This is a genomic window from uncultured Gemella sp., from assembly GCF_963515875.1.
Classification (GTDB): domain Bacteria; phylum Bacillota; class Bacilli; order Staphylococcales; family Gemellaceae; genus Gemella.
The window spans coordinates 16,944-29,258 of record NZ_CAUPZX010000022.1 but is presented as its reverse complement, the minus strand read 5'-3'; the positions used below and the strand labels follow the sequence as shown (position 1 = coordinate 29,258).

12 protein-coding genes are annotated in these 12,315 nt (G+C 25.8%); all 12 read right to left on the bottom strand.

Annotation, left to right across the window (positions count from 1 at the left end):
* Window positions 1-357: 357 nt before the first annotated feature.
* A complete protein-coding gene (locus RWL85_RS05125) occupies window positions 358-603 on the bottom strand; it encodes a hypothetical protein (RefSeq protein WP_314085668.1) in 246 nt (81 codons plus the stop codon).
* A 193-nt stretch (window positions 604-796) separates the two neighbouring features.
* Window positions 797-1,567 (bottom strand): ABC transporter permease, encoded by a 771-nt coding sequence (locus RWL85_RS05120; RefSeq protein WP_314085665.1) that lies wholly within the window; start codon window positions 1,565-1,567, stop codon window positions 797-799.
* Between the two features lie 4 nt (window positions 1,568-1,571).
* Window positions 1,572-2,456 (bottom strand): ABC transporter ATP-binding protein, encoded by an 885-nt coding sequence (locus RWL85_RS05115; RefSeq protein ID WP_314085663.1) that lies wholly within the window; start codon window positions 2,454-2,456, stop codon window positions 1,572-1,574.
* A gap of 247 nt (window positions 2,457-2,703) precedes the next feature.
* Window positions 2,704-3,429 carry a hypothetical protein gene (locus tag RWL85_RS05110; protein ID WP_314085661.1) on the bottom strand — a complete coding sequence of 242 codons (726 nt, stop codon included), beginning with the start codon at window positions 3,427-3,429 and terminating at the stop codon, window positions 2,704-2,706.
* 440 nt (window positions 3,430-3,869) lie between these two features.
* Window positions 3,870-4,661: an ABC-2 family transporter protein gene (locus RWL85_RS05105; RefSeq protein WP_314085659.1), complete on the bottom strand. Its 792-nt coding sequence runs from the start codon at window positions 4,659-4,661 to the stop codon at window positions 3,870-3,872.
* Between the two features lies 1 nt (window position 4,662).
* Complete coding sequence (locus RWL85_RS05100; RefSeq protein ID WP_314085657.1) at window positions 4,663-5,451, bottom strand: ABC-2 family transporter protein; 789 nt, start codon at window positions 5,449-5,451, stop codon at window positions 4,663-4,665.
* Window positions 5,444-6,400, bottom strand: a complete 957-nt coding sequence (locus tag RWL85_RS05095; RefSeq protein WP_314085654.1) for an ATP-binding cassette domain-containing protein — start codon at window positions 6,398-6,400, stop codon at window positions 5,444-5,446. The genes RWL85_RS05100 and RWL85_RS05095 overlap by 8 nt, the downstream gene beginning before the upstream one ends.
* Window positions 6,401-6,709: 309 nt before the next feature.
* Entirely contained in the window at window positions 6,710-7,882 is a 1,173-nt protein-coding gene (locus tag RWL85_RS05090) for an Abi family protein (protein ID WP_314085651.1), read from the bottom strand.
* A gap of 773 nt (window positions 7,883-8,655) precedes the next feature.
* Window positions 8,656-8,991 (bottom strand): hypothetical protein, encoded by a 336-nt coding sequence (locus RWL85_RS05085; protein WP_314085648.1) that lies wholly within the window; start codon window positions 8,989-8,991, stop codon window positions 8,656-8,658.
* A gap of 83 nt (window positions 8,992-9,074) precedes the next feature.
* On the bottom strand, window positions 9,075-10,013 hold the full coding sequence (gene pyrF, locus RWL85_RS05080) for an orotidine-5'-phosphate decarboxylase (RefSeq protein WP_314085645.1): 939 nt from the start codon (window positions 10,011-10,013) through the stop codon (window positions 9,075-9,077).
* Window positions 10,000-10,620, bottom strand: a complete 621-nt coding sequence (tmk, locus tag RWL85_RS05075) for a dTMP kinase (RefSeq protein ID WP_314085642.1) — start codon at window positions 10,618-10,620, stop codon at window positions 10,000-10,002. The genes pyrF and tmk overlap by 14 nt, the downstream gene beginning before the upstream one ends.
* Before the next feature lie 165 nt (window positions 10,621-10,785).
* On the bottom strand, window positions 10,786-11,991 hold the full coding sequence (locus RWL85_RS05070; RefSeq protein ID WP_314085639.1) for an MFS transporter: 1,206 nt from the start codon (window positions 11,989-11,991) through the stop codon (window positions 10,786-10,788).
* Between the last annotated feature and the right edge of the window lie 324 nt (window positions 11,992-12,315).

The following is a 12,315-nucleotide window of genomic DNA, read 5'->3' as shown; positions in this document are numbered from 1 at the left end:
TATTTGTACATTTTTATTTTGTCAAAACTGTACATTCTTATTTTATCATTCTCATCTAATTCGTTGAAACTCCTTAATAGCAAGCCTTTTATATCGTTCAATTGTATCCTACTTTACGTTGTTATTTCTGTAACAACTAATTTTATCATACAAAAGCTCCTTTAGTAGATTTCATTAAATCTATAATCTTATCAATTTATATATTTCACTTCTTTACATTATATCAGATATCACTACTCTCTTATAGTGAAAAAGGAAAAATCATATCACATTTCACATCTATTATAAAATCTAAAAAATAAACCAGTTTATAACAATCAGCCATAAACTGGTTTAAATTTTTCAATTCATATATTTTTATTTCGTAGAATTTTTCTTCTCATCACGACAGTCTATAATATATAAAATAATCTCAACTACTAAAAAAATTATAGCAATTTTGATCACCTTTGGAAAGAAAATACAAAATATAACTGTCGGTATCAATTCCACCAGTAATTGTCGTTTATTCTTTTTGAAAATAGATTGAGAATTTCTTCTAAACATAAAATATAGAAAAGCAATAGTTATAGTTGCAACTATAGATCCTAATGTACTGTCCATTATCAATACCTCCTATTATGTATGTAGAAAATTTTATATTCTGTATAATTTTATTTTTATAGTGTTATTAAACTTTACACCATTATTTTAATATGAAAATACAATGTTATCAATACGAAAATCTCGATAATGCATTTTACATAAAAACAAATGTACACTTAGTCGACTCTATCACAACTAAGTGTACATTGTTTTATCTCTCATCACCTAATAATTCTGATCTTATTATCACGCTTATTGCTAAAACAAACATTATTAGACTTAAGAATATTGTAACATAAGTATTTATATCAAGATCCATATCAAAAATTATAGTTCTCATACTCGTTAATTGGTAAGTTAATGGATTAAGTTTTGATATATAGTATAGCACCTTAGAATTGTCTAAACTATAAAAAGTCGGTGCAGCAAAAATTATCGGTAGTAATAATGTTCCTAAGATAAGATCTCTAGTTCTATATGATACAGTTCCTAATGAGATAATAACCCCAAGAGAAAACCAAAATACTAGACTAATAATTACAATAATTAATACTTTTAAGAAAGGAATTATTTGTATTTTTATCCCTAAGAAGAACGATAAAAAGTAGATTAGTAATACTTGTACTATTGTGATTCCTAATGGAAATACTAATTTCCCTAAAAAATAAGAAATAGCTGATGTTCCTTTTATTCTTTTATACGCTAGAAGTCCCCATTTTTTGTCTAAATTCACCCTATAAACCGACTGATTCATCTGAGAATTTAGTATTACTCCAATTATTCCAACGAAAATATATTCAATATAGCTAACATTTTCTCCTTTAAAAGCTAAACTTGAAAAAGAGTTCCCTATCCCAAATCCAAAAAATACAAAGTACAAAATTGGAACCATAAGCTGAGTATATATAATCTGCTTATTATTTTCAATCGCCTTATATTCTATATACGATGTTGCCCAAAAATTCTTAATTACATTTTTCATATAATTACTCCTCCAATTCCAATATTCTCTTCAAGGTAATTTCTTCTTTCTGTAGACTTCCTATTGTAATATTTTCTGCCAATAATAATTTTAATACATTCGAAATTTCCTCTTCTTTTTCCAAGAAAATTTTTAAATTTTTATCATCAACGATTGTAATAGTATCTTTATATTTCTCTACTATATCTTTACTTAATTCACCATTGTAAGAAATATTGTATACTATTTCTTTATTATATTCTCTTAAGAATGTGCTCATTTCCCCAAAGTATAAACATTCCCCGTCGTTTATATAAATTATCTTATTACAATACTTTTCTATAAGATCTAAATCATGAGAAGATATAAATACAGCATGTTCTTTATTATTATTTTTTATGTATTCTAATATATTTTTTGATAATACTACATCTAATCCTGTAGTAGGTTCATCTAAAAATAATATTTTTGAATTAGATACTAGACTTCTTGCTATTTGTACTCTCTGCAATTGTCCACCAGATAATTCAGTTAGGTCAGATTTCTCCTTACCTTTTAAACCTAGAACAGCGATAATATCATCTACACTTTTCTTACTAATAGTATTTTGAGAGTATAATAGCCCCATATAAATATTGTCGTATACATTTAAGTACCAATCTACTGATTGATTTTGCATACAGTAGTCCACATCTTGAACAGACACTCCTTCACCGAAAGATACCTCACCTTCGATATTAGAAAACAATCCTAATGTAGAATTAATTATCGTAGTTTTCCCTGAACCACTTTTACCTATAAGTGCAATCATATCGCCTTTTTCCGCAGAAAAAGAAATATTTTTAATCGCGTAATCACTAGAATTTTTATATTTATATGCTAAATCTTTTACTGTTAATAGTTTTACCATTTAACTCCCTCCCTTATGCTTTTGTATACTTTTACAGTATTATTGTAATATAAACATTGTATAAAAGCAATAAAATAAAAAACGCTTTCCAAAAATTATTCTTTATTTTTATAGTAAATCCCCCACGTCTATGAGTTATTATATACACTTTTATAAAACAATGTACACCTAGCTATTTCTAAAAAAAACTAAGTATACATTGTTTTATTAATTTTTCATTTTTAAAATTTTTTCTAAAAACTTTTCCTTAATCTAATAAAGTATGCTCTCTATTTCTTAAATTCACATACAACACATGAATAGCCGAAATTGCATTTATTAATAAAATATAATAAGCAATGTTTTCTACATATAATCCTACAAAACTTAAAATAATAGTAAATACAGGTGCACTTATTCGAAAAATTTGAACTATACTTTTTCTATAGTCTTTATCATTAATTTTTATGAAATTAGTTCTTAATTTTATACTGATTGATACCCCAAGTGCCACTATTAAAGATAATAATATTACTTGTAATGATAAAAACACCTCACATATAACCAATATAAAGAATACTATATCCAAAATTATGTAAGACATAAGTATTTTATTTAAATTTATATCATATTTCTTAGTAAGTATTAAAAATAAAACTACTGTTAGACCTGGTATAAAAAATATAATACTAGAATACTGTATTAAATTCCTAGCCGCTAATTGTTTTATAAACAACGGTATAAAAAACACTGCTGCTCCTGATAATAACGCTGTATTGATAATAATATATTTTCTTTTCAGCTTATTAAAAACTAATTTCTCAGAATTTTTCTCAGTTTCATTTTTAAAATTATTTATTTTAAAACTTGAAAATAATACAAACATAATTATAAATACTATTAAATATTCATCAATATTCACCTTATAAATATAACTACCTAAAGAAAAACCAAGCAATTTAGACAAGTTGCTATATAATGATATATCTGTCACTCCAGCTTTGATAGATTTACTTTCCTCTATTACAAATAAATTGTAATTAAGTAGCACTATCGATATTAATAAGTAATAAACAAAATAAAATGTTAAGACATAGTATAAATTTATGTTATTTTTAAGAATAAACACTACTACTGAAAAAGCTATTAATATATAATAAAAATACTTTATTTTTATACTAGTTAATAATCTGAAATAACTAGTGTCTAAGAAAATAAATATTTCTATCAAAGTCGTTATTAACAAAATAAAATATATAGGAAAATTATATACTGATATAAATTTCACCGTTATGTATGAATATAAAACACTCAAAATTAAATTCAAACATAAATACAAACTTCTCACTAATTTAACATTAAATTCTATAAAGAACACCTCCTATGTGATTCACTTTATTCTTATTTCTTATAACTCTCTAACCTTCTTAACTATTATGATCCTGTACTTTGATATTTTTTTAATCCGAAATTCCATATTGTTTTATAGATTAATATAAGTAGAAGCGGTCCAAATAATATTAAAAACCATGTTTCTATATTAAAACTATCATGCGAATTTATTAAATTTACCACTGGGAAATATCCCACAAACGCGAATGGAATAATTATTAGTACTACTTTAATAAAACACGGATAAATATTAACTGGATAATTTGCTAATTGATATAATTGCCATAAAACTGATTTTATACCATCATTTGTTATCGAAAAGAAACTAATCGATACTAATGCTAAATATATAGCCTCTCTTACCAAAACCGCAGATATTGTAAACAAAATGAATTTTATTATAAATAAATAATTTACATCAATATCTAAGTTATACAATGAAAAAATCACAATTACTATACCTGTAATTAGCTCAAATAAAGCTTCCTCATCTAATTGAAAAATAATAAATTGATAAAGAATATTTAGTGGTCTTAATAAAAACAAATCAAGTTCCCCAGTTTGAATTAAATATGGGACTTCTAAAGTTGTAACGAAGAAAAATTCCCATAACGCCGATGTTAATGTTAGAAAACCATATAAAAACAACAATTGATATAAAGAAAAGCCACCGATTAATTCTGTATAATTAAGCGTAATAAGTAATACAAACAATGTTGTAAGAGTATCTAGTAAATAACCAAAATTTCCTATAATAAAATCTAGTTTATAACTCAATATCCTTTTTACATCCATTTTAAAAAACTCTACATATAAATATAAATGTTTCTTCATATTAACCTCCCATTATATCAAACTTATTAAATACATATCTTGATAGTCTTTTTGAAATTATCAATAATATGATTAACCAAAACATCTGTATACCAAGAATAAATAAGACTTTTCCTAAATCATTATCATGTACAATAATAGAAATAGGTGCATACATTACAGCGTAAAATGGAGTTACCTCTGATATTCTTAATAATAGTTTCGGATATAAATCTAAAGGTAGCAACCCTCCACCGAAAATAATAAGAAGAGCATTGACTAATTCAGATACACCGTTTATTCTTATAAATACTGTTGATAATAATGCAATAATATAACCTAATAAAAAAGCAATAATATAACTCAAAATATACACGAATATAAAAAGTACAAATCTCTTAAGAGATATAGTTCTAAATATTAAATTATAAAACAGTAAAATATAAATAACTAAAATCGGCAGTACTTGAAATTTTAATTTATAGAGAAAATTTCCTAAAGTAGTGAAAAACGTTATAACTATTAATCTATTAGGCTTATTCAAATAATTAATAATAGTACCTTTTAAAATCTTCTCAGATACAAAATTAGTAGTTATTTTTATAGGTAAAACTATTTGTAAAATAATCGCAAACAGAACATAAGTTATTATTTCATCAATATTTTTAGAATTGTATTTTTCAACATATATCCAGATACTATACTGTATTAATACCATAGAAAGTGATGCAATTATCTGCATTACTGTATTAAATTTGTATTGTAATAAACTTTTATATTGATATAAAGTATAAGCAAAAAATCTATTCATATTTATCACCCGTCTTATCTTTCACAAGCAATACTTCTTGTAGATTTAAGTCCAATACTTCAGTTTGTGTAATAATACTTTCATTCGGTAGTAGTTTTATTATATCTAACACATTAAATTTAGTTTCATCAAAAACAAGTTCTTTAGAATCAATATTTGTACGTAAAGGCAATATTCCTTCTTTAGCTAAATCTACTATATTCTTTCCGTACATTTTTAATTTTTTATATTTATTAAAAATTTGCTTGAAGCTCTTCACTTCACCATCATAATTAATTTCTCCATCACTTATCAAAATCATTCTCTTACATACTTTTTCAATATCAGAAATCTCATGGGTTGTTAGTATGATAGTAGTATTATACTTCTCATTTATTTTTAGTATTAATTCCATAATTTTCTTCTTTGTTTCTATATCTAAACCGATTGTCGGTTCATCTAAGAACACCAGTTGAGGTTTATGAATAATACTAGCTATAAACTCCCCACGCATTCTTTGACCTAAAGATAGTTGCCTTACTGGTTGATATAAGTACTCTTTTACATTTAATTCTGTTATCAAATAGTCTAACCATTCTTTATTATCTACTTCATAGATTTTTGATAAATACTCAAAAGAATCAATTAGTGGTAAATCCCACCATAAATGTGATTTTTGTCCGAATAGTGCACCTATGTTTTTAGCATTTTTTTGCCTGTTTACAAACGGATCTTTACCGAACACTTTTATTGAACCTTTTGTAGTAGTTAGTATTCCTAACAGTAATTTTATTGTTGTAGATTTCCCAGCTCCATTATTTCCTATGTATCCTACAATTTCTCCTTCTTTAATACTAAAATTTATATCCTTCAACGCTTGTTTAACTGTCTTTTCTGTATTAAAAAAGCTAACTCTATTTTTTATTCTGTAATCTTTACTAAGACTCTCAACACTAATTATCTCTTTCATAATATTTCCTCTTATTTTACTAATTTATTATCCAATTTACGATGATTTTCTTCATCAAATTCTACTATTTTTCTAGAACCTACTCTCCTATTTTTAACTATATTAACGTGTTTTTCTCTTAAAGTCAATATTTTCTGAATATTAAGTTTATTTTTCTTTTAATTTGTGATAAGGAAATTATTTTCGCTATCGGATTCGGTGAATCTTAAAATAATAAAAAACAACCCCATCTCACTAAATCATGAGATGCAGTCGGAATTACGTAATTTATTTCTATTGTTTTTTAACTCTTTTTCATAATATTTCCTCTTATTTTCCTAATTTATTATACCAATCAAAATTTAACCCCATCTCTTTTCTTATAAATTCATAAGACCTTTCTGGTAATGATGAACGTAGTTTCTCCAACTCCACTTTAATTTTGTCCTTAAATAATGTCAATTCATCGGCTTCTTGAAATATAGATATAGAAAACATTAATGAATATATACTCTTCCTTACACTAGATAGTTTTTTCCCTCTTGTTTTATTAATATGATGGTTTGTTCCAGCTAGTCTCTTAACATCTTCTGAATATGGCAATTTATCTATGAATTTCATAAAATTATCATCTATTGGAATCGAGGTACTAGTGCAATAAAATCTCTCATTATGGGCTGTAATATTCCTATAAATACCCAGAATTTCTAGTATTCTAGAAAAATTAACACTGTTTATAAGCAATCCTCCATCCCCTGCTATATTAAATTTTTCTAATATTTTTTCTTTAACTTCATTTATTTGTATATTAAAATATTTACCAACACTTCCAAATGTCATAATATTCATTAAAACCCACATTGGGAGATATGTGTGTTCATCTATATATTTTTTTATATATGCTTTCTTTTTCCTTTGCCTTCCTATATTTGAATATATCATTGTCATAATCTCATCATAGACAGTGTCATTTGTATATCTCTTTTTCTTAGGCTTCATGTACTTAAGGGTAGCTAAGTCATACTCTATTCCATCTGTTACTGTATATCTATGACCACTTTTTTCTTCTATTTCTTCAACACTAAAAGTTTCCCTATTATAATAAACTCTTCGTAAATACTCATTCTCCTTATGCAAAGTTTCAGAAACTGTTTTGTTCTGGCCGTAATTAGTATGAACATCATAAAAAGATTGAATTATAGCGTGTTTTAATTTCTCCTCGATAATTAATATTTCTTCTAAAAAAATTAATCTTAATTTCCTATCAAATTGATATAACGCCTCAAAATATTCTGGTATAGTTCCTAAAATATAGTAGTCCTCATTTATATTAGCTCCTGCTGGATAATTACCTTTATTCTCCAAAAATGGATTTTTATAAGCATTTATTAGATTATAATGACTATACTTTTCAAGTATTTTTTTACTAGATTCCTCTATAGTCATACCTCTTTTCACTAATAAATCTATTCTCTCTGTTTGAGTTTTATATATTTTCTCCATAAGTGACCATTCCCCTCTTATTAGAAAAGCCCCCACTGTAATATACAGCAGGGGCTTCTATTCGATCTGTATGTTCAGTATATCATACATTAACTAAAACTACAATAAAAATCCATCATTTTCTAAAATATGTGAATGAAAAGTGATAATGTTCTAAGTAGAAAAAAGAGAAAATATCCTAACACAATAAAAATAGGATAACACGCAAGTCCTAAATTTTAAAAAAGTGTATATGAGAATTCGTAGAAGCAGTGGTTTATAGATATCTAAATTCTCTTTATAAAAGTTTTTTAGATATCTAATAAACTTTGTGGGGAGATTCGATAAAATCTTGTTTCTTCAAAATCTCGATTTTTGAGTCACTCCCTTGGAGGAATAAAATACACCAAATGTCTAATTTAATTATACAACCTCCCTTTCTTTTGTCTTTTAACTCTTTTCTTCACTTTTTCTCTTCTTATTTTTATTGAAAAGAAACACGAGAATCATTATAAAATACCCTACATACATAATATTGTTTAAAATATATAATATGTAATTATTTATCATATATCTATTTATAATATCTACTACTATAATAATCGGAAATATATAAATTAGTAATTTTTCAAAAAAATCTTTCTTTGATTTCATAATTTCTAACTACCTTCTTCATAATTAACAACATATGTACTAATTTTAAATCATTGAATATATTCTTCCTCACTTTATTCTCCCATTAATTTCAAAAAACAGACTCTTGATTTAGTAATAACTTAATCTGATACTATAATTTATTTATCTTTTAACAAAAAACAACAATTAATATAACTTTCTACTATTTCTCCAATTTTATTATCATCTGTCAAATTTGGAATTTTTTCTTTAGTTTTTTCTATTAATAAATTTCTATCTAATAAATGTATATCCTCGGTTGCTATTTCATCAGTAATGTCCGAATAGAATATAAGCAAATCTTCAGTTTGCTCTGTATTTAACCCATTTTTTAAACAAGCAAATGTAAATGACGGTTCTTCACCGTACTTAACCCTTAAATAATCTACTAGTTCAACAATAATTTTAAAATTTAGTAAATTATCATTAAACATTTTTTCAATCATAGGATCCATAATTATTTTCCCCTTTCTGTTGTACTTATTTTAATACATAATTAAATTTAATATGAAAGTACTTTAGCTTATTGGTAACATTATTACCAAATTATCTTATTTTCTTTCTCCAACATAGTATTAATAGCATTATTATCTTCTATTACTTTATTTAAAATTGCTATTTTTACTTCCTCTTCTGAACTATTAATATCTCTATACGCGTAGTTTATTGCTCTTGAGGATGTTAATATTGCCCCTAAACCTTTTTCATCAAAAGCATATTTTATATCCTCTATACTTCCACCTTGATAACCTAATCCTGGAACTAAGAATAAAGATTTTTTCAAGATAGCTCTAAATTTTTTTAGTTCTTCTGGATACGTTGCACCAATTACTGCTGCGATATCTGAATAACCATATTTTCCAACTTGTTTGATATTATTATTAATATAGTCGCATACTAATTCAGAAACTGTTCGATTCTTACCTTCAATAACATTATCTTGTATTTCTCCTGATGATAAATTACTCGTTTTAACTAAAATAATAGTTCCCTTATTTTTCACAGCACCAAGTTTAATAAAAGGATTTAATCCATCACTTCCTAAATATGGATTTACCGTTACAGCATCAATCGATAGTTTTGATTCCCAACTCTCCTTATCTAGAGTTTTAAAAAATGTTTCAGCATATGCATTTGACGTATCACCAATGTCTCCTCTTTTTGCATCAGCTATAACTATCATTCCCTTACTTTGAGCATATTCTACTGTTTTCCAAAAAGCATCCACTCCAAAAGAATCATATTTTTCATAATATGCTAATTGAGGTTTTATAGCTGGCACTTTATCGTATATTAAATCAATTATTTCCTTATTAAATCTTAAAATCGCACTAGCTGCGCCTTCAGGAGTTCTACCATATTCTTCCTCCGCCTGCTTTAAAATATAAGTTGGATACTTCTTCAAATCAGGATCCAATCCAACACATAAATGAGACTTTGTTTTAATCACTCTTTCTATATATCTATCTGCGAACATTTTGCTCCTCCTTCATATTTTCTATATGATTTATTATTATTTTATGAATTTCCTCTATACTTTTAGATGAGTCTATTATCAGTGCATCTTTGGGTAAAACTTCTAAAAAGTTATTTCTTACTTGTATAAAAGTATTATCATTTTTTTCTTCAAATCTAATGTTTTTACCATCTCGAACTCTCACTCTTTCCAAAGCCTTATCTGGATCTATATCAAAAAAGATAACAATATCAGGTTCTTCAATATCTTTATTTATATTTTTAATTTCTTGATATTCTATTCCTCTAGCTTTAAAAAATGCAAGTGAGCTATACAGGTATCTATCTGATATTATATTTATCCCTTTACTAAGCGTAGGTTTAATCTCTAGTTCGTTTTGATAAGTTCTATCAGCAGCAGCTAAAAGTGCGATAGAATACATATTAGGAACAATTCCATCCTCTAGATAATCTTTAACTCTTTTATCATTCCTATAAAAATCTGTGGGCTGCCTTGTACTATGTACTAACTTCTTATTTTTCTTAAACCACTCTTCTAGTAAATTTATTTGTGTTGTCTTTCCTGAACCGTCAAGCCCTTCAAACACAATCAATAAACCTTTTTTCACAATAACTCCTCCCAATACTATCTATTTTCTATTACAACTTAGTATTTAAATTGCCTTCTATCAATATTATATCAAATTACACTCTACTCTCATAACAAAAATAAATATTAACTACTCTCTTTAATTCACTACGAAAAAATATATTTTAATTTATATCCAATAAATCTAAGATATTTTTTTAAGACTCATTAGTGATATTACTATAATGATAATTAAAAAATATAAATTTATATATGAAAAATATTCTTTTCCTAATTTTTCTATCAGAAACGCTATTATTATACCTCCTAGAGAATACAAGACACTTCCTAAAACTAGAATTAATGATAATACTTGCCCCATTATTTTTCTAGAAATTTTTCTTTGGAAGAATGTTGCTTTATAAATTAGTACTGGTGCTGAAGCGATTCCTGCTATAATAAGTATGATTACTGAAAGAATAATATTCGTACTAAAATAAAACAGTATCAATAATAAACAATGCACTATAATACCTAAGCAAATTAATTTTTCTATTTTAATTTTTGATATAAATTGCAAACCTATTATAAGTGAAGCCAGTATAATACCAACAGATTGTAAAGAATTTAATATTCCATACGCTACACTATCATTATTTAAATTTTGTTCTACATATATTGGTAATAAAACGATGAAACTTCCCCAAGTGAACATATTCCACAATGTCGTATTAATTGTCATAAGAAATATCTCACTATTTTTTACAATATACTTCATAGAACTAAATATTGTATATTTTTCCTGTCTGTTTTCACTGTTACTAAATATCTCGTCACTTTTTATTGTACTTATTATTATCGCTGAAATGAAAAATAATACAGCACCTATTATAAAAGCTATTCTATTATTACCTAGCACTCCCATTATCGCAACAGAAATCGAACCAAAGATATAAGAGATGTCGAAAAATATTATCATCAATGCATTAGCTGTTACTAATTGTTCATCATCACACACCTCTTTTATTATTATATCTCCTCCCGCTGATAAAGGAATTCCTATAACGCTATTCAAACCTATCAATAATCCTATAATACTTAAAGATATCTTATCATTAAACGGTAATAAGAATATAATCAGAAAAATACAAGCTCTTAGTAGTAAAAACAAGAACATTGCTTTTCCAATATTAAACCTGTCTAACACTTTTGATATTAATGGTCCAAAAACTATAGCTGGTAATTGAGTCAACACACCAAAAATAGCTATCAATAATGGATTTTTAGTTTCTTCATAGATCAGCCAGATAATACTGATGCTGACAAATGATTGCGCTAATGTTATAAAGTTAATCGAAAAAAAATACTTTATAAAATCAATATTTTTTAAAACACTCACATATTTATTCATAAATCAATTCCTTTTTATTCCATAGTCTCTCATGTCTTATTCTAAAATTTTAATAATATGGGAGTGACTCAAAAATCGTGATTTCGTAGAAATCGATTTTGTCGAGTCACCCCCGCACAGTTTATTAGATATCTAAAAAGCTTTCATAAAGCGAATTTAGATATCAATAAACCACTGCGTCTATGAGTTGTCATATACACTTTGTTAAAATTTAGGTCTTTTGGATCAGTCCCTTCCCAAAAATTTCTCCCTTATTTTCCATAACATATAAAGAATTACTATATTTATTATAATATGAAAATGAAATGGTAACAATTTGAAAAT

Bases quoted from the DNA above. Each gene is read 5' to 3' on its own strand.
- RWL85_RS05125 (WP_314085668.1), bottom strand. From the start codon at position 603: ATGGACAGTACATTAGGATCTATAGTTGCAACTATAACTATTGCTTTT.
- RWL85_RS05120 (WP_314085665.1), bottom strand. From the start codon at position 1,567: ATGAAAAATGTAATTAAGAATTTTTGGGCAACATCGTATATAGAATAT.
- RWL85_RS05115 (WP_314085663.1), bottom strand. From the start codon at position 2,456: ATGGTAAAACTATTAACAGTAAAAGATTTAGCATATAAATATAAAAAT.
- RWL85_RS05105 (WP_314085659.1), bottom strand. From the start codon at position 4,661: ATGAAGAAACATTTATATTTATATGTAGAGTTTTTTAAAATGGATGTA.
- RWL85_RS05100 (WP_314085657.1), bottom strand. From the start codon at position 5,451: ATGAATAGATTTTTTGCTTATACTTTATATCAATATAAAAGTTTATTA.
- RWL85_RS05095 (WP_314085654.1), bottom strand. From the start codon at position 6,400: ATGAAAGAGATAATTAGTGTTGAGAGTCTTAGTAAAGATTACAGAATA.
- RWL85_RS05090 (WP_314085651.1), bottom strand. From the start codon at position 7,882: ATGGAGAAAATATATAAAACTCAAACAGAGAGAATAGATTTATTAGTG.
- RWL85_RS05085 (WP_314085648.1), bottom strand. From the start codon at position 8,991: ATGGATCCTATGATTGAAAAAATGTTTAATGATAATTTACTAAATTTT.
- pyrF (WP_314085645.1), bottom strand. From the start codon at position 10,013: ATGTTCGCAGATAGATATATAGAAAGAGTGATTAAAACAAAGTCTCAT.
- RWL85_RS05070 (WP_314085639.1), bottom strand. From the start codon at position 11,991: ATGAATAAATATGTGAGTGTTTTAAAAAATATTGATTTTATAAAGTAT.